The organism is Streptomyces sp. NPDC027185 (assembly GCF_055567035.1).
The window spans coordinates 351,835-368,938 of record NZ_JBVHRF010000002.1; the positions used below are offsets into that span (position 1 = coordinate 351,835).

Annotated in this window: 16 protein-coding genes; all 16 read right to left on the reverse strand. The window is 70.8% G+C overall.

What is annotated here, in order from left to right:
* Entirely contained in the window at positions 1–924 is a 924-nt protein-coding gene (locus tag ACZ4M8_RS06760) for a F0F1 ATP synthase subunit gamma (RefSeq protein WP_467603948.1), read from the reverse strand.
* Between the two features lie 20 nt (positions 925–944).
* The gene (gene atpA / locus ACZ4M8_RS06765) at positions 945–2,537 is read right to left on the reverse strand and encodes a F0F1 ATP synthase subunit alpha (RefSeq protein ID WP_391640231.1); all 1,593 of its coding nucleotides are present in this window, start codon (positions 2,535–2,537) and stop codon (positions 945–947) included.
* Positions 2,538–2,754: 217 nt separating this feature from the next.
* Positions 2,755–3,570, reverse strand: a complete 816-nt coding sequence (locus ACZ4M8_RS06770; RefSeq protein ID WP_467603949.1) for a F0F1 ATP synthase subunit delta — start codon at positions 3,568–3,570, stop codon at positions 2,755–2,757.
* Entirely contained in the window at positions 3,567–4,130 is a 564-nt protein-coding gene (locus tag ACZ4M8_RS06775; protein WP_399096779.1) for a F0F1 ATP synthase subunit B, read from the reverse strand. Before ACZ4M8_RS06775 ends, ACZ4M8_RS06770 begins: the two co-directional genes overlap by 4 nt.
* Before the next feature lie 47 nt (positions 4,131–4,177).
* Entirely contained in the window at positions 4,178–4,420 is a 243-nt protein-coding gene (gene atpE / locus ACZ4M8_RS06780; RefSeq protein WP_143940224.1) for an ATP synthase F0 subunit C, read from the reverse strand.
* Positions 4,421–4,496: 76 nt separating this feature from the next.
* Positions 4,497–5,294, reverse strand: coding sequence for a F0F1 ATP synthase subunit A (gene atpB / locus ACZ4M8_RS06785; protein ID WP_467605276.1), 798 nt, complete (start codon positions 5,292–5,294; stop codon positions 4,497–4,499).
* A 279-nt stretch (positions 5,295–5,573) separates the two neighbouring features.
* On the reverse strand, positions 5,574–6,011 hold the full coding sequence (locus ACZ4M8_RS06790) for a hypothetical protein (RefSeq protein ID WP_399085780.1): 438 nt from the start codon (positions 6,009–6,011) through the stop codon (positions 5,574–5,576).
* A 301-nt stretch (positions 6,012–6,312) separates the two neighbouring features.
* Positions 6,313–7,656 (reverse strand): MraY family glycosyltransferase, encoded by a 1,344-nt coding sequence (locus ACZ4M8_RS06795; RefSeq protein WP_467603952.1) that lies wholly within the window; start codon positions 7,654–7,656, stop codon positions 6,313–6,315.
* A gap of 141 nt (positions 7,657–7,797) precedes the next feature.
* Positions 7,798–9,117 (reverse strand): serine hydroxymethyltransferase, encoded by a 1,320-nt coding sequence (locus ACZ4M8_RS06800; protein ID WP_467603953.1) that lies wholly within the window; start codon positions 9,115–9,117, stop codon positions 7,798–7,800.
* A gap of 139 nt (positions 9,118–9,256) precedes the next feature.
* Positions 9,257–9,985 carry an arsenate reductase/protein-tyrosine-phosphatase family protein gene (locus ACZ4M8_RS06805; protein WP_399085789.1) on the reverse strand — a complete coding sequence of 243 codons (729 nt, stop codon included), beginning with the start codon at positions 9,983–9,985 and terminating at the stop codon, positions 9,257–9,259.
* Positions 9,982–10,629, reverse strand: a complete 648-nt coding sequence (locus tag ACZ4M8_RS06810; protein ID WP_467603954.1) for an L-threonylcarbamoyladenylate synthase — start codon at positions 10,627–10,629, stop codon at positions 9,982–9,984. The genes ACZ4M8_RS06805 and ACZ4M8_RS06810 overlap by 4 nt, the downstream gene beginning before the upstream one ends.
* A 50-nt stretch (positions 10,630–10,679) precedes the next feature.
* Positions 10,680–11,525 carry a peptide chain release factor N(5)-glutamine methyltransferase gene (gene prmC, locus ACZ4M8_RS06815; RefSeq protein ID WP_467603956.1) on the reverse strand — a complete coding sequence of 282 codons (846 nt, stop codon included), beginning with the start codon at positions 11,523–11,525 and terminating at the stop codon, positions 10,680–10,682.
* Positions 11,526–11,570: 45 nt separating this feature from the next.
* Positions 11,571–12,650 (reverse strand): peptide chain release factor 1, encoded by a 1,080-nt coding sequence (prfA, locus tag ACZ4M8_RS06820; protein WP_467603957.1) that lies wholly within the window; start codon positions 12,648–12,650, stop codon positions 11,571–11,573.
* Between the two features lie 163 nt (positions 12,651–12,813).
* The gene (rpmE, locus tag ACZ4M8_RS06825; RefSeq protein WP_399085801.1) at positions 12,814–13,038 is read right to left on the reverse strand and encodes a 50S ribosomal protein L31; all 225 of its coding nucleotides are present in this window, start codon (positions 13,036–13,038) and stop codon (positions 12,814–12,816) included.
* A 210-nt stretch (positions 13,039–13,248) separates the two neighbouring features.
* Positions 13,249–14,373 (reverse strand): LCP family protein, encoded by a 1,125-nt coding sequence (locus ACZ4M8_RS06830; protein ID WP_467603959.1) that lies wholly within the window; start codon positions 14,371–14,373, stop codon positions 13,249–13,251.
* 410 nt (positions 14,374–14,783) lie between these two features.
* Entirely contained in the window at positions 14,784–16,790 is a 2,007-nt protein-coding gene (rho, locus tag ACZ4M8_RS06835) for a transcription termination factor Rho (RefSeq protein ID WP_467603960.1), read from the reverse strand.
* Positions 16,791–17,104: the final 314 nt, after the last annotated feature.

Genomic DNA, 17,104 nt, shown 5'->3' on the forward strand with positions numbered 1-17,104 from the left:
TCAGTCACTCCCCGCGGTCGCGTCGGCCAGGGCGCTGGCGCCACCGACGATCTCGCTGATTTCCTGGGTGATTTCGGCCTGGCGGGCCGCGTTGGCAAGCCGCGAGAGCGACTTGATGAGCTCTTCGGCGTTGTCGGTGGCCGACTTCATCGCGCGCCGCGTGGCGGCGTGCTTCGAGGCGGCGGCCTGGAGCAGCGCGTTGTAGATCCGCGACTCGACGTACCGCGGCAGCAGGGCGTCGAGGACGTCCTCCGCCGAGGGCTCGAACTCGAAGAGGGGAAGGATCTCCCCGCCCTTCGCCGGCTCCTCCGTCCCACCCGCGGCGGAGCCGAGGCTGAGCGGCAGCAGCCGGTCGTCGAGCGCCGTCTGCGTCATCATCGACACGAACTCCGTGAAGACGATGTGGAGTTCGTCCACACCACCCTCGGCGGTGTCCTTCTGCACGGCCGCGATCAGCGGCGCGGCGACCGCCTTCGCGTCGGCGTACGTCGGGCTGTCGGTGAAGCCGGTCCACGACTCCTGCACCGCCCGCTCGCGGAAGGCGTAGTACGACACGCCCTTGCGACCGACGATGTAGGCGTCGACCTCCTTGCCCTCGGCCCGGAGCCGCTCGGTGAGCAGCTCCGCGGCCTTGATGACGTTGGAGGAGTAGCCGCCGGCCAGACCGCGGTCGCTCGTGATGAGCAGCAGCGCGGCGCGGGTCGGCCGCTCCGCCTCGGTCGTCAGCGGGTGCTGGGTGTTCGAGCCCGTGGCAACCGCTGTCACCGCGCGGGTCAGTTCACTCGCGTACGGCGTCGACGCCGCCACCTGGCGCTGCGCCTTGACGACGCGCGAGGCGGCGATCATCTCCATCGCCTTGGTGATCTTCTTGGTCGCGGTGACGGAGCGGATGCGACGCTTGTAGACCCGGAGCGAGGCTCCCATGGATCAGGTCCCTTCCGTCGTCACTTGGCGGTGCTGACCGGAGCGTCCTCACCGAGAAGCTTGCCGTCCGAGGTCTCGAACTGCTGCTTGAAGGCGGCGACGGAATCGGTGAGCGCCTGGATGGTGTCGTCGGACATCTTGCCGCCCTCGACGATGCTGACCAGCAGGTCCTTCTTCTCCCGGCCCAGGTAGTCCAGGAGCTCCCGCTCGAAGCGGCGGATGTCCTCGACGGGCACGTCGTCCATCTTGCCGGTGGTGCCGGCCCAGATGGAGACGACCTGGTCCTCGACGGGGTACGGGGCGTACTGACCCTGCTTGAGCAGCTCGGTCATGCGCTTACCGCGCTCCAGCTGGGCCTTCGAGGCGGCGTCCAGGTCGGAACCGAAGGCGGCGAACGCCTCCAGCTCGCGGTACTGGGCGAGGTCCACACGGAGACGGCCGGAGACCTGCTTCATGGCCTTGTGCTGGGCGGAGCCACCGACACGGGAGACCGAGATACCGACGTTCAGCGCCGGGCGCTGGCCCGCGTTGAACAGGTCGGACTCCAGGAAGCACTGGCCGTCGGTGATGGAGATGACGTTGGTCGGGATGAACGCCGACACGTCGTTCGCCTTGGTCTCGACGATCGGGAGACCCGTCATCGAACCGGCACCCAGCTCGTCGGAGAGCTTCGCGCAGCGCTCCAGCAGACGCGAGTGCAGGTAGAAGACGTCACCCGGGTACGCCTCGCGGCCCGGCGGGCGGCGCAGCAGCAGGGAGACGGCGCGGTAGGCGTCGGCCTGCTTCGAGAGGTCGTCGAAGATGATCAGGACGTGCTTGCCCTGGTACATCCAGTGCTGGCCGATGGCCGAACCGGTGTAGGGCGCCAGGTACTTGAAGCCCGCCGGGTCGGACGCCGGGGCGGCGACGATGGTGGTGTACTCCAGGGCGCCGGCCTCCTCCAGCGCACCGCGCACGGACGCGATGGTGGAGCCCTTCTGGCCGATGGCGACGTAGATGCAGCGGACCTGCTTCTTCGGGTCGCCCGAGCGCCAGTTGTCGCGCTGGTTGATGATCGTGTCGACGGCCAGGGCGGTCTTGCCGGTCTGGCGGTCGCCGATGATCAGCTGACGCTGGCCACGGCCGATCGGGACCATCGAGTCGACAGCCTTGTAGCCGGTCTGCATCGGCTCGTGGACCGACTTACGGACCATGACGCCCGGAGCCTGCAGCTCCAGGGCGCGGCGGCCCTCGGACTCGATCTCGCCGAGGCCGTCGATCGGGTTGCCCAGCGGGTCGACGACGCGGCCGAGGTAGCCCTCGCCCACGGCGACCGAGAGCACCTCACCGGTGCGCTGCACCGGCTGGCCCTCCTCGATCCCGTTGAACTCGCCGAGGACAACCGCACCGATCTCGCGCTCTTCGAGGTTGAGCGCGAGGCCGAGGGTGCCGTCCTCGAACTTCAGCAGTTCGTTCGCCATCGCCGAGGGAAGGCCCTCGACCTTCGCGATGCCGTCACCGGCCTCGCTGACCGTGCCGACCTCCTCGCGCGAGGCCGCGTCCGGCTTGTACGCCTGGACGAAGTTCTCCAGCGCGTCCCGGATCTCCTCCGGCCGGATCGTGAGCTCCGCCATCTGGGTTCCCTGCTCTCCTTGTTGGGCCCGAAGTTACTTGCGGGGGTCCGGGGGTTACGTTCCCCCGGGGGGTTTCCGCCTACGGCCCAACTCGGGCCGCCGTCGTGCTTGTGCTGTCTCCCGGTGCGGGCTCCCGGCCGCGGCCGGACCTCGCGGTCCGGCCCGTCGGCGGTGGCGCCCTGCCACCGGTGGTGCAGCTCTTGAGTTGGTGGCTGGGTCAGCCGGCCATCCGCCGGGCCGCCTCGTCGAGGCGGTCCGCGATGCTCCCGTTGATGACCTCGTCGCCGATCTGCACCTGGACACCGCCGAGGACCTCGGGGTCCACGTCGAGGTTCAGGTGGATCTGCCGTCCGTAGACCGCTGCCAGCGCGGCGGCGAGGCGCGTGCGCTGGCCCTCGCTCATCGGCACCGCCGTGGTGACCACCGCGACCATGCGGTCGCGCCGGTGCGCGGCCAGCTTGGAGAGGGCGTCGAGCCCCGCTTCCAGGCTACGGCCTCGCGGCTGGGCCACGAGCCGGCCCACGATGCGTGCGGTCACCGGGTTGGCCCGGCCGCCCAGCAGCGTGGTCACCAGCTCGGTCTTGGCGGCGACCGAGGCGTTCCGGTCGGTCAGTGCGCGGCGCAGCTCGCCGTTGGAGGTGAGGATCCGGCCGAACCGGAACAGCTCGTCCTCGACGTCGTCGAGCCGGCCGGACCGCTGTGCCGCGGCGAGGTCGGCGCTGTAGGACAGCTCCTCCATCGCGTCGGCGAGGTCACGCGAGCGCGACCAGCGGGACCGGACCATGCCGGACACCAGGGCGGCGGCCGGGCCGCCGATCTTGGTGCCGAGCAGCCGGTCGGCCAGCTCGGCCCGCGCCTCGCCGGACTGCGCCGGGTCGGTCAGGACCCGACGCAGCGAGACCTCGCGGTCGAGCAGAGCGGTGACGGCAGCCAGCTCCTCGGCGAGCTTCGCCGCGTCGACGGACGCGTTGTCCGTCTGCGCGTCGAGCTGCTCGCGTGCGGAGGCGAGTGCCTCGCGGCTCGCTCCGTTCATCGGCCGGCCTCAGCCTTCGTCGTGTCCGACGCCGCCTTGGCCTCGAGCTCGTCGAGGAAGCGGTCGATGGTCCGGCTCTGCCGGGCGTGGTCCTCCAGGGACTCGCCGACGAGCTTGCCGGCCAGGTCGGTGGCGAGCTTGCCCACGTCCTGGCGCAGGGACTGCGCGGCCTGCTTGCGGTCGGCCTCGATCTGGGCGTGACCAGCAGCGATGATGTCCTCACGCTGCCGCTGGCCCTCGGCCCGCATCTCGGCGATGAGCGTCGCGCCCTGCTCCTGCGCCTCCTGGCGCAGGCGCGCGGCCTCGTGGCGGGCGTCGGCGAGCTGGGCCCGGTAGTCCTCCAGGACCTGCTGGGCCTCGGCCTGTGCGGCCTCCGCCTTCTCCATCCCGCCCTCGATCTTCTCGCGGCGCTCGTCCAGAACCTTGTTGATGTTCGGGAGGAGCTTCTTGGCGAGGAAGCCGAAGACGATGAAGAAGGCGACCAGACCGATGACAAGCTCTGGGATCGGCGGGATGAGCGGGTTCTCGGGAACCTCGACCTCACTCGCCAGGCTGACCAGGGTCACGTCAATGCCTTCCGTCTAAGGGGATCGTCGGTGCGGTTCGTTTACTTGTAAACGAAGCCCATGACGATGCCGATGAGGGCGAGCGCCTCACAGAAGGCGAAACCCATGATCTGGTTGGTGCGGATCAGGCCCGCGGCCTCGGGCTGGCGGGCCAGGGCCTGGGTGCCGTTACCGAAGATGATGCCGACGCCGACGCCGGGGCCGATGGCGGCCAGGCCGTAACCGATCGCGCTGGCGCTGCCGGTGAACGCGTCTGCGGAGGCGAGGGTCTGGAGAGCGGACATGCCGGTTCTTCCTTCTCTTTCAAGTACCGGTGGGGGTTGGCCACCGGACGTCTGGGGGTTGAGGGAGGCGGGGTGCTCAGTGGTGCTCGGCGAGCGCGCCCTGCACGTAGTTGCAGGCCAGGAGAACGAAGACGTACGCCTGGACGGCCTGGATGAACAGCTCGAAAGCGGTCATCACGATGGTCATCACGAACGAGGCGCCCGCGTAGACGAAGCCGACGCCGTTCGCCAGGTAGAAGCTGGCGATGGTGAACATCACGATGAGCATGTGGCCCGCGAACATGTTCGCGAACAGTCGCACCGCGTGGGTGAAGGGCCGGATGAGCACGTTCGAGAAGAGCTCGATGATCATCAGGAGCGGCAGGACCGCGCCCAGCGACTTGTCGTAGCCGGTGATGTTCTTCAGACCGCCGACGAAGCCGTGCTTCTTGAACGTGAGGAACATCCACAGGACCCAGACCATCAGGGCCAGACCCGCGGGGAAGGCGATGACCGAGGTCACCGGGAACTGGGCGACCGGAATGATCGACCAGAGGTTCATGATCCACACGAAGAAGAACAGCGAGACCATGAAGGGGACGTACTTCTCGCCCTCCTTCTTGCCGAGCGCGTCGTACACGAGCCCGCGGCGCACGAAGTCGTAACCCGCCTCAGCGACCATCTGGAGCTTGCCCGGCACGACCTTGGCGCGTCCGAAGGCGGCCCAGAAGAACCACACCACGACGACCGTGCTCAGCAGAGCCAGCAGCATCGGCTTGTTGAAGTTGATGCCGCCGATGGTGAAGAGCGGATCGAAGACGAACGAATGAAGGCCCGGGGCCTCGAAGCCACACCCCGGGATGAAGAGGTGGCACTCCGTGTCGAAGGCGAGCATCGTTTCAGCACTCACCGCGGGCTCCTTCAGCGTGGCGCATGGGTACGGCAACCTCGTTGTGTCGGCGCGGCATTGAGCCACGGAGCGGCACTGGACTGGTCTTGCGGATTAGGGGGTGGCGTCTCGGCGCGGGGCCGGGTCGGATCGCAGGCATCGGCCACGAGGACCACCGGCTCCAGCTCGTGGAACGCGGGTGCTCAGCCGCCTGCGTCGACTGTGCCGTAGTTGGCACCGGACGATAGCAGGCCCGCGAACGGCCTTTTATTCCGGCCCTACGTGTCACGTCGGCGACCCCGCCGTCTCCGCCTTCTTCGCCTCAGCGGAGTCAGGGTCCACGTAGAGAATCTTCGCCTTCATGTGACCGCGGGTCTGCGCGGCGATCCACACGAGGGTGGCGCCGAGCAGCGTGAAGGCGAACGCCTTCGTGTCGAAGAGCGTGGTGTCCTTGAAGGCCATCATGAAGACCGCGACCAGCAGGATCTGCACCGTGTAGAGCAGGAGCCCCATCATCTGGAAGAGCTGCGGGTGATTCTTCGCGGTCTGCTGCAGGACGACGAGCCCCGCCCCCATCACGAACACCACCAGCAGGGTGCCGACCACGGCACCGATGGCCCCCGCGCCGCCGACGAGCGCGGCGCTGACCGCGACGGCGACGACGCCGGCGGCAAGCGTGGGCACGAGGGCATGAACGAGAAGTCGGGCGTCATTCGACTGCATGGCGGCGCTCCGGCAAGGGGGTGGGGGTGTTCGTCAGGAACGAGCGTAGACCCGGCCGGCGGAAGAACCTGATGGGCCCAAAGGCCCGGAACTGTGCGGGCCTTCGGCCCTGTCGCCGAGTCTCGTGAACGGTATCACAAACTATTTGATGAGGTCTTTACCTCTATGGTGTGCCACCTGTCACACGTGAGCGTGATCCTGCGCGTTGGTGCAGCGACAGAAAGCACTTTGTCTGCTATAGCGCCAACTCACCCGATTTGATGACGCAGTTGACGGACGCCGATGACGTCGCACACGGGTTTCAGCGGTGACTGTCCGCGCGGCGGTGGTCCACGAAGCGTGACCGCTCGCCGATCGCGGTGGCGCCGTGCAGCCCCGCGGCGACCGCCTCGCGCGCCGCGTCCCGCTCCTCCCGTACGCCCTCGGCGGGCTCCGCCACGGCGCCCTCGGCGGGCTCGGGGCGGACGACCCTGCGGTAGCGCGGCGGGACGATGCGCTGCGCCCACATCGGCGCCCGCGGCGTGAACCGCGGCAGCAGGAGCAGCACCAGTCCGACGGCGCTCAGCAGCACGATGCCCAGGACGATCCACATGCTCGCGTTGTTGACGGAATACGCGACCGCGCCGAACGCGATCAGCGCCGACCAGAAGTACATGATCAGGACGGCGCGGCTGTGGGAATGGCCGATTTCCAGCAGCCGGTGGTGGAGGTGACCGCGGTCCGCGGCGAACGGCGACTGGCCGTTCCAGGTGCGCCGGACGATCGCCAGGATCAGGTCGGCGACCGGCACCGCGATGACGGTCAGCGGCAGCAGCAGCGGGATGTAGACCGGGACCATCGAGTGCGTCGCCTCGCGGATACCGCCGGTCTTCAGGCTGAGCAGATCCGGGTCGACCTGACCGGTCACCGACACCGCGCCGGCGGCCATCACCAGGCCGATCAGCATCGATCCGGAGTCGCCCATGAAGATCCGCGCGGGGTGCATGTTGTGCGGCAGGAAGCCCAGGCACATGCCCATCAGCACCACCGAGAACAGCGTCGCGGGCGCCGCCGCCTCGATGCCGTAGCCGAACCACATGCGGTACGCGTACATGAAGAACGCCGCGGCGGCGATGCAGACCATGCCGGAGGCGAGACCGTCGAGACCGTCGACGAAGTTCACCGCGTTGATGGTGATGACGACCAGCGCGACGGTCAGCAGGGTGCCCTGCGTCGGCGACGGCAGGTACGTGCCGACGCCGGGGATCGGGATGTACAGGATCGTCAGACCCTGGAGGACCATCACGCCCGCGGCGACCATCTGACCGCCCAGCTTGACCAGCGCGTCCACGCCCCACTTGTCGTCCAGGACGCCCAGCAGCCAGATCAGCGCAGCGCCGGAGAGCAGGGCGCGCGGTTCGTTGGAGTCCGCGAAGACGCTCTTGAGATTGGTCAGATGGGAGGCCACCAACAGGCCCGCGCACAACCCGCCGAACATCGCGATGCCGCCGAGCCGGGGCGTCGGCTCGCGGTGCACGTCACGCGCGCGGATCTCCGGCATCGCCCCGGCCGCGATGGCGAACTTCCGCACCGGGCCGGTCAGCAGATAGGTCACCGCGGCCGTGACGCACAGCGTCAGCAGGTATTCACGCACGGGCTGCCCCACAGATATAGCTGGCCATCACAGCCCCACACCCTATGCGGGTCCGCGACCACGCCGTACACACAGGTGGCGGGCTGCCGGGTGACAGAGGTCCGGCGCCGTCCCCGCGGTGTGGGACGGCGGGGGGCCGTACGCGGTTCCCGTTCAGTTCCGGCCGGGATACGGCGGAAAACCGCCGACGAGGGCCGCGGTGCGCGGCCGGACCGCGCGCTCCCCGCGCAGCGCCGCGCCGATCAGCTCCGCGATCCGCGCCATCTCCGGCCCGCCCATCCCCTGCGTCGTCACCGCCGCGCTGCCCAGCCGGATGCCGGTACGGCGCGCGGGTCCGTCCGGGCAGGCCAGCGCGCAGGTGTCGAGGACGATCCCGGCGGCGGCCAGCCGGGCGCGGGCCGCCGCCGCGTCGAGGCCGAGCGGCGCGGTGTCGGCGACGATCAGATGGGTGTCGGTGCCGCCGGTGGCGAGCGTCAGGCCCTGGTCGGCGAGGGCGGCGGCGAGCGTCCGGGCGTTGTCGACGGTCCGCCGGGCGTAGCCGCGGAACGCGTCGGTGGCCGCCTCGCGGAACGCGACGGCCTTCGCGGCGACGGAGTTCATCTGCGCGCCGCCCTGCGAGAACGGGAAGACCGCGCGGTCGATGCGCTCGGCCAGCCGCGCCCCGCACAGGATCATCCCGCCGCGCGGCCCGCGCAGCACCTTGTGCGTGGTGGCGCAGACGACGTCGGCGTACGGCACCGGGTTGGGCGCCACTCCCCCGGCGATCAGTCCGGCGGGGTGGGCGACGTCGGCGATGAGGTAGGCGCCGGTCTCGTCGGCGATGTCGCGGAAGGCGGCGTAGTCGAAGTGGCGCGGGTAGGCGATCGACCCGCAGACGATCGCCTTGGGGCGGCGTTCGCGGGCCAGGGCGCGGACCTCGTCGAGGTCGAGGAGGCCGGTGGCCGCGTCGACGCCGTAGCCGGCGAAGTCGAACCAGCGGCCGGAGAAGTTGGCGGGCGAGCCGTGGGTGAGGTGCCCGCCGTGCGGCAGGGACAGGGCCAGCACGGTGTCCCCGGGGCGCAGCAGGGCGGCGTAGGCGGCCAGCACGGCGGAGGAGCCGGAGTGGGGCTGGACGTTGGCGTGTTCGGCGCCGAAGAGGGCCCTGGCGCGTTCGGCGGCGATCCGCTCGGCGAGATCGACGATCTCGCAGCCGCCGTGATGGCGGGCGCCCGGATAGCCCTCCGCGTACTTGTTGGTGAGCGGGGAGCCGAGGGCGGCGAGGACCGCGGGCGAGGTGAAGTTCTCCGCGGCGATGAGCTGGAGCGTCTCGCTCTGCCGGGCGCTCTCGCCGACCAGCACGCCGGCGATCTCCGGGTCGGCGGCGGCCAGCGCCGCGAAGTCGGCCGGACACGCCCCGGCGTCGGCGGCCGCCACGGCGTCCGGACGCGCGCCGTCCGGTGGCGTACTGCGGGGTGACGCGGTGGTGGCGGACATGGCGCGCTCCGGGCCTCGTACGGGGACTCACGTCCAATGTAGGCGCGGTACGGCGATCGGGCGCGGCGGCGGGGGCACCGGGGGCGTACGGGGCGGGAGAGGGCCGTGGGCGGCCCCGGTGTCCGGGCCCGGGTTTCCCCTACGCCCGTGCCGGGACCCCCGTGAGGGCGGTGACGACCGGGTCGAGGGCCTGGTTGATCTCGTCGCCGATGGAGCGGAAGAAGGTGATGGGGGCGCCGTACGGGTCGTGGACCTCGTCGGACTCCGGGTCGGGCGCCAGCAGCCAGCCGCGGAGCGCGGCGGCGGCGCCGACCAGGGCGCGGGCCCGCTCGACCAGTCCGTGGTCGGGCAGCTCCGGGTCGGGCTCGGGCAGGGTGGCCGGGTCTATCGCCCGGACCAGGCGGTTGAACTCCTTCAGCGTGAAGGTGCGCAGCCCCGCGGAGTGGCCCATCGAGATGACCTGGGCGCGGTGGTCGCGGGTGGCGGTCAGGACCAGGTCGGCGCGGATGACGTGCTCGTCGAGCAGTTCCCGGCCCAGGAACCCGGCCGGGTCGGCGCCGTAGTCGGCGAGGACCGTCGCGGCGTGCGTCTCCATGGGCGCGCCCTCATGGCCCCAGGTGCCGGCGCTCTCCACCACCAGACCGCTCGTCCCGCCGCCGAGCCGCAGGTCCAGGGCGTGCCGGTGCAGCCGCTCGGTGATCGGCGAGCGGCAGACGTTGCCGGTGGAGACGTGCAGGATCCGGAAGCGGGCGGGCGCGGCCGGCGCCGCGGCGCGGGCCTGGACGGCGGCGGCGTAGCCGGACGGCGGCACCGACGGGAAGGCGGTCTCGCCCGGCCCCGTTATGCCGCGCCCCAGGGGCGCCATCAATTGGCCACCTCAAGCTCGGGCACGACCTTCCGCAGCTCCTCGGCGCTGAGGGCGCCCTCGCGCAGCAGCACCGGGACCCGGCCGGTGACGTCGACGATGGAGGACGGCACGGCGGCGGGCGTGGAGCCGCCGTCGAGGTAGACGGAGACGGAGTCGCCGAGCATCTCCTGGGCGGCGTCGCAGTCCTGCGGGGAGGGGTGTCCCGTGAGGTTGGCGCTGGAGACCGCCATCGGGCCGAACTCGGTGAGCAGTTCGATGGCGACGGGGTGCAGCGGCATCCGCACCGCGACGGTGCCGCGGGTCTCGCCGAGATCCCAGGTCAGTGACGGCTGGTGGGTGGCGACGAGGGTCAGCCCGCCCGGCCAGAACGCGTCGACCAGCTCCCACGCCTGCTCGGAGAAGTCGGTGACCAGGCCGTGCAGGGTGTTGGGCGAGCCGATGAGGACCGGTGAGGGCATGCCGCGGCCGCGGCCCTTGGCCTCCAGCAGATCACCGACGGCCTCGGCGCTGAACGCGTCCGCGCCGATGCCGTAGACGGTGTCGGTCGGCAGGACGACCAGCTCGCCGCGGCGGACGGCCGACGCGGCCTCACGCAGACCGGTCGCGCGGTCGGTCGCGTCGCTGCAGTCGTATCGCCGTGCCATTTAACGGTCCTCCTCGTGCGGAACGGATACATCGGGCGTCGGGGTGGCCGTCATGGCGACACCCGGCGCGCGGTGGCGAAACGGGGCCGGTTGTTCAGGTCCGGGTGGTCGGCCGCGTCGGCCCAGCCCCGTTCCTCGGCGAAGATCCACGGCACCTGGCCGCCCTGGGTGTCGGCGTGCTCGACGACGACGAGCCCGCCGGGCCGCAGCAGCCGGTGCGCGGTCCGCTCGATGCCCCGGATGGTGTCCAGCCCGTCCTCACCGGAGAACAACGCCAGCTCGGGGTCGTGGTCGCGGGCCTCGGGGGCGACGTACTCCCACTCGGTGAGCGGGATGTACGGCGGGTTGGAGACGACCAGGTCCACCTGGCCGTCCAGCTCGGGCAGCGCGGTCAGCGCGTCGCCGTGGTGGAGGGTGACCCGCGAGCCCTCGACGTTGCGCCGGGCGTACGTCAGGGCCTGCTCGGACAGCTCCACGGCGTGCACCTCGGAGCGCGGCACCTCCTGCGCCAGGGCGAGGGCGATGGCGCCGGAGCCGGTGCACAGATCGACGATGACCGGCTCGACGACGTCCAGCGCGCGCACCGCGTCTATGGCCCAGCCGACCACCGACTCGGTCTCCGGGCGGGGCACGAACACGCCGGGGCCGACGTGGAGTTCGAGGTAGCGGAAGAACGCCCGCCCGGTGATGTGCTGGAGCGGTTCGCGGGCCTCGCGGCGGGCGATGGCCTCCCAGTACCGGGCGTCGAAGTCGGCGTCGGCGACGGTGTGCAGCTGGCTGCGCTTGACGCCGTGGACGTGCGCGGCCAGCTCCTCGGCGTCGAAGCGCGGTGAGGGCACGCCGGCGTCGGCCAACCGCTGGGTGGCCTGGGCCACCTCGGCGAGCAGCAGGTTCACGGGTTCCTCCAGCCGGTCGTGCGGGCGTGCGGGTGGTGCGGGGTCCTACTGGGCGGCGGCGAGTTTGGCCGCCGAGTCGGCGTCCACGCACGCCTGGATGACCGGGTCGAGCTCACCGTCGAGCACCTGGTCCAGGTTGTACGCCTTGAAGCCGACGCGGTGGTCGGAGATGCGGTTCTCCGGGAAGTTGTACGTCCGGATGCGCTCGGAGCGGTCGACGGTGCGGACCTGGCTGCGGCGGGCGTCGGACGCCTCCCGCTCGGCCTCCTCCTGGGCGGCGGCCAGCAGCCGCGAGCGGAGGATGCGCATCGCCTGCTCCTTGTTCTGGAGCTGGCTCTTCTCGTTCTGGCAGGAGACGACGATGCCGGTGGGCAGGTGGGTGATGCGCACCGCGGAGTCGGTGGTGTTGACCGACTGGCCGCCGGGGCCGGACGAGCGGTAGACGTCGATCCGCAGGTCGTTGGGGCCGATCTCGACCTCGACCTCCTCGGCCTCGGGCGTGACGAGCACCCCGGCGGCGGAGGTGTGGATACGGCCCTGCGACTCGGTGGCGGGGACGCGCTGGACGCGGTGCACCCCGCCCTCGTACTTCAGCCGGGCCCAGACGCCCTGGCCGGGCTCGGTCGCCCCGCCGCCGCCCTTGGTCTTCACGGCGACCTGGACGTCCTTGTAGCCACCGAGGTCGGACTCGTTGGCCTCCAGGATCTCGGTCTTCCAGCCGGCCCGCTCGGCGTAGCGCAGGTACATCCGCAGCAGGTCACCGGCGAACAGCGCGGACTCCTCGCCGCCCTCACCGGCCTTGACCTCCAGGATGACGTCCTTGTCGTCGCTCGGGTCGCGGGGGACGAGCAGCAGCCGCAGCTTCTCGGTCAGCTCATCGCGCCGGGCGTCGAGCTCCTTGACCTCGTCGGCGAAGTCCGGGTCGTCCGCGGCGAGTTCCCGCGCGGTCTCCATGTCCTCGCCGGTCTGCTTCCAGGAACGGTAGGTGGCGACGATCGGGGTGAGTTCGGCGTAGCGCTTGTTGAGACGCATGGCCTCGCGCTGGTCGGCATGGACCGCGGGGTCGGCCAGCTTCTTCTCCAGACCGGCGTGCTCGCCGATCAGTTCCTCGACCGCCTCGAACATCGTGGGGTTCCTTAGCTGACTGGTGTTTCCGGGCGCCGGTCACCTGGTGCGGCGCGGGGCCGCGGCGTCGCCGGACCTCCGGCCGGGTCCGTGGCCTGGACGACAAAGCGCCGGTCCGGTCGCCCCTTCGAGGGGCGACCGGCAACCGGCGCCTTGCGGGTCGCTACTTCTTGGCCGAACCGGCGGCCTTGCCGAAGCGGGCCTCGAAGCGGGCCACACGGCCACCGGTGTCCATGATCTTCTGCTTGCCCGTGTAGAACGGGTGGCACTCGGAGCAGACGTCGGCGCGGATGCTGCCGCCCTCGACGGTGCTACGGGTGGTGAAGGCCGCGCCACAGGTGCAGCTGACCTGCGTCTCGACGTACTCCGGGTGGATGTCGCGCTTCAAGGGGATCTCCTAGGTTCGGGAGTGCTCCGGGTCGTGCCGCGGGTTTGCGTCACGTGAACCGGGGCCGACGGTCCAGTCTGCCAGGACTTGTCGCATCTCCCAAAACCGGGGTGGACCGCCGGGTATTCCCCGCCCCGTACGCGGGGAAACCCCCGGGATCCCGCGGTTACCCGCCGTTTCCACTCCCCCACTTCGCGTGGTGATCCGCCGCTACTTCACGTACGAACCGGTGCCGCCCTTGTCGCCCGCGGAGTCCTTGAGCGCGCTCCGGGGGATGGCGCGGTCCTGCCGCAGCGCGTCCCAGACCTGCGCGGTCTGCCGGGGCAGCGGGGCGACCCGTGCCGGGTCGAGCTTGTCGTACGCCACGGGCAGCGTGACCATGCGGATGTCCTGCGAGCCGAGGGAGGCGAGCGACTTCGCCAGGCCGGTCAGCGCGCCGACGGAGTTGAGGTCGGTGTCGGTGGTGACGGTCTTGGTGGCGGTGTCGGCGATGTCGTAGAGCTTGGCCGGGCTGGTGAACACGCCGACGCTCTTGACCTGCTGCATCAGCGCCTTGACGAAGGTCTGCTGGAGCTGGATGCGCCCGAGGTCGCTGCCGTCGCCGCCGGGGACACCGTGCCGGGTGCGGACGAGTCCGAGGGACTGCTCGCCGGTCAGGACGTGGTGTCCGGCGGGCAGGTGGAGGTGGCTGGAGTCGTCGTCGATCGGCTTGCTGGTGGTGAGGGGCACCCCGCCGAGCGCGTCGATGAGCTTCTTGAACCCGGTGAAGTCGACCTCGACGAAGTGGTCCATACGGATGCCGCTGAGCGATTCGACGGTCTTGACGGCGCACGCCGGACCGCCGACCTCGTAGGCGGTGTTGAACATCACCCGCCGCGCCCCGGGCACCTCCTTGCCGTCCTTCAGACAGGACGGCCGGGTGATGAGGGTGTCGCGCGGGATGGAGACGACGCTCGCCTTCTTGTGGCCCTTGTAGACGTGCAGCACCATCGCGGTGTCGGAGCGCGCGCCGCCCTCGTCGGCGCCGTACTCGGCGTTGCTGCCGGCCCGCGAGTCGGAGCCGAGGACGAGGATGTCGAGCGAGCCGTTGTCGACGTCGTCGGGCCGGTCCTTGCCGAGGGCGGCGTTGATGTCGATGCCCTTGAGGTTGCCGTTGAGCTGGTAGTAGACGTAACCGAGTCCGGCGCCGGTGAGCAGCAGACAGCTGACTCCCGCGCAGAGCGTGATGGTCAGGGCACGGCGGCGCCGGCTGGGCGCCTTGCGGCGGCGGCCGGTGGCGCGTATGCGGCGGTTGCGGCCCGCCGCCTCCTGCTGCGTCCCGTTGCTGTCGGCCATGTGCTCCTCGGTCCGTGTGCGCTGCCCCCGCCCGCCCCGTGCGGGCACGGCGCGTCATGTCGTGGGAGACGGGGAGCCGGACGGAAGGGTTGCACAGCGACCTGTGCCGGTCCGGTGACGGCAAGGCGGCGACCGCGCTCCGCCGCCCCGCCCGTCCGGCCGCCCCGACCAGGGACGATGGTCACTTTCCGGCCACCCGCGGGCGGTCGGTTCCGGGCATTTCCTGTGCGAAAGGTCTCAGCGGGACGCCCCGGACGGAGGGATACGGACCGACCGCCCCCGGCACGCGCCCGTACCCCGTACGCGACCGGGCCTGGCCGCCGGGCACCCGCTCCGCCCCGGACAGCACGGAGCCCCCCGCACCCGGAGGTGCGAGGGGCTTTCCGTGGTCACGGCGTGTGACCGGGGCGTCAGTCGTTGCCGTTGCCCGTGGTCGGCGTCGTCTTCTGGATCTGGAGCAGGAACTCCGCGTTGGACTTCGTCTGCTTCATCTTGTCCAGCAGCAGCTCGATCGCCTGCTGCTGGTCCAGGGCGTGCAGCACCCGGCGCAGCTTCCAGACGATGGCCAGCTCGTCCGCGCCCATCAGGATCTCCTCCTTACGGGTGGACGACGCGTCGACGTCCACCGCGGGGAAGATCCGCTTGTCGGAGAGCTTGCGGTCGAGCTTGAGCTCCAGGTTGCCGGTGCCCTTGAACTCCTCGAAGATCACCTCGTCCATCCGCGAACCGGTCTCGACCAGCGCGGTGGCCAGGATGGTCAGCGAACCGCCGTCCTCGATGTTGCGCGCCGCGCCGAAGAACCGCTTCGGCGGGTAGAGCGCGGTCGAGTCGACACCACCGGACAGGATGCGGCCGGAGGCGGGCGCCGCGAGGTTGTACGCACGGCCCAGACGGGTGATGGAGTCCAGCAGGACGACCACGTCGTGACCCAGCTCGACGAGGCGCTTGGCGCGCTCGATGGCCAGCTCGGCGACGGTGGTGTGGTCCTCGGCCGGGCGGTCGAAGGTCGAGGAGATGACCTCGCCCTTGACCGACCGCTGCATGTCGGTGACCTCTTCGGGCCGCTCGTCGACGAGGACGACCATCAGGTGGCACTCGGGATTGTTGCGGGTGATCGAGTTGGCGATCGCCTGCATGATCATGGTCTTACCGGTCTTCGGCGGGGCCACGATCAGACCACGCTGGCCCTTGCCGATCGGCGTCACCAGATCGATGATCCGGGTCGTCAGACCGCCCGACTCACCCTCCAGGCGCAGCCGCTCCTGCGGGTAAAGGGGCGTCAGCTTCCCGAACTCCGGCCGCTGACGGCCCTGTTCGGGCGCCACGCTGTTGACCGTGTCGAGGCGGACCAGCGCGTTGAACTTCTCGCGGCGCTCGCCGTCCCGCGGCTGGCGCACCGCACCGGTGACGTGGTCACCCTTGCGCAGACCGTTCTTACGGACCTGGGCGAGCGAGACGTACACGTCGTTCGGGCCGGGCAGGTAGCCGGAGGTCCGGATGAACGCGTAGTTGTCGAGGATGTCGAGGATGCCCGCGACGGGGATCAGCACGTCGTCCTCGGAGACCTGCGGCTCGTTGCCGAAGTCCTCACGGCCGCCACGACGGCCCCGGCGGTCGCGGTAGCGGCCGCGGCGGCCACGGCGGCCGCCCTCGAAGTCGTCGCCGTCGTCGTGACGGTTGTCCCGCTGACGGCCCTGGCGGTCGCCCTGGTTGCCGGAGTCGTTGCCGTCGTTCTTGTTGCGGCGGCCCTGCTGGCGGTCGCGGCGGTCGCCCTTCGGGCCGCGGTCCTGACGGTCCCCGCGGTCCTGGCGGTCGCCGCCCTTGTGCTGCTGCTCGGACTGCTCGCCCTTGGCGGGGCGCTCGTCGGCGGCGGTGTCGGCCTTGGCCTTCGGCTCGGCCTTGGGCTCGGCGGCGCCCTCGGGGCTGCCGGCGGCGGCGGTGGCCCGGCGGCGACGGCGCTCACCGGCCGGCTGCTCGTCACTGGCGGGCTGACCGGGGATGTCGATCTGCTGCTGCCCGGCCTGCTTGTCGGCGCTCTTGTCGGCCTTGGCCGGCTTGTCGGCGGCCTTGGCGGCGTCGCCCTCACCCGTACGGGCCTTGGAGGTGGTGCGGCGCTTGGGCTTGGTGTCGGTCTCGGCGGGCGCGTCGGCCTTGGCGGCGCCGGAGGCGCCCGCGGCCTGCCTCTCCTTGATGACCTCGATCAGCTGGCTCTTGCGCATCCGCGCGGTGCCCTTGATGCCGAGGCCGGAGGCGACCTGCTGCAGCTCTGCCAGGACCATGCCGTCGAGGCCGGTACCGGAACGGCGGCGCCGCGTGGTGCCGGCAGCACCGGTGGCAGGCGCGGCGGGAGCGTCCGTGGCGGGCGCGGTGGCACTGCCATCGGTGCGCACGCCCATCAGATCGGTGGTGTCGCTCACGAAGGGTCCTTCCCTGGAGCGGGCGTCGGCCTGTCTGGCTCGGCGACCGGTTGTGCTGTCCGGCTGGTGGTCCCGCGGTGTTGCGAACCGGGCCGGGGCGGTGGTCCCGCCGGATACGGCGGAGAGATCAATTCATTGGTCCGGCGCGAAGGGATGCTGTGTGACCCATGTCCGTCACGCCGATTCCGGAGCGTGCTCACTCCTGCTCGGGCCATTGCTTCGAGCAGTTTGGGAGGCTCCCGGAAGAAAGGTGGTCCCGATAGGGACACGAAGCATCGCGCCACTCAGGCGTCGAGTACTGACTTGAGGTTAAC

Excerpts from the sequence above, each read along its gene's own strand:
- ACZ4M8_RS06800 (WP_467603953.1), bottom strand. The coding sequence starts at position 9,117 with ATGTCCGCCACCACCGCGTCACCCCGCAGTACGCCACCGGACGGCGCG.
- prfA (WP_467603957.1), bottom strand. The coding sequence starts at position 12,650 with ATGTTCGAGGCGGTCGAGGAACTGATCGGCGAGCACGCCGGTCTGGAG.
- atpE (WP_143940224.1), bottom strand. The coding sequence starts at position 4,420 with ATGTCCGCTCTCCAGACCCTCGCCTCCGCAGACGCGTTCACCGGCAGC.
- ACZ4M8_RS06790 (WP_399085780.1), bottom strand. The coding sequence starts at position 6,011 with ATGCAGTCGAATGACGCCCGACTTCTCGTTCATGCCCTCGTGCCCACG.
- atpA (WP_391640231.1), bottom strand. The coding sequence starts at position 2,537 with ATGGCGGAGCTCACGATCCGGCCGGAGGAGATCCGGGACGCGCTGGAG.
- ACZ4M8_RS06810 (WP_467603954.1), bottom strand. The coding sequence starts at position 10,629 with ATGGCACGGCGATACGACTGCAGCGACGCGACCGACCGCGCGACCGGT.
- atpB (WP_467605276.1), bottom strand. The coding sequence starts at position 5,294 with ATGCTCGCCTTCGACACGGAGTGCCACCTCTTCATCCCGGGGTGTGGC.
- ACZ4M8_RS06770 (WP_467603949.1), bottom strand. The coding sequence starts at position 3,570 with ATGAACGGAGCGAGCCGCGAGGCACTCGCCTCCGCACGCGAGCAGCTC.
- ACZ4M8_RS06760 (WP_467603948.1), bottom strand. The coding sequence starts at position 924 with ATGGGAGCCTCGCTCCGGGTCTACAAGCGTCGCATCCGCTCCGTCACC.
- ACZ4M8_RS06830 (WP_467603959.1), bottom strand. The coding sequence starts at position 14,373 with ATGGCCGACAGCAACGGGACGCAGCAGGAGGCGGCGGGCCGCAACCGC.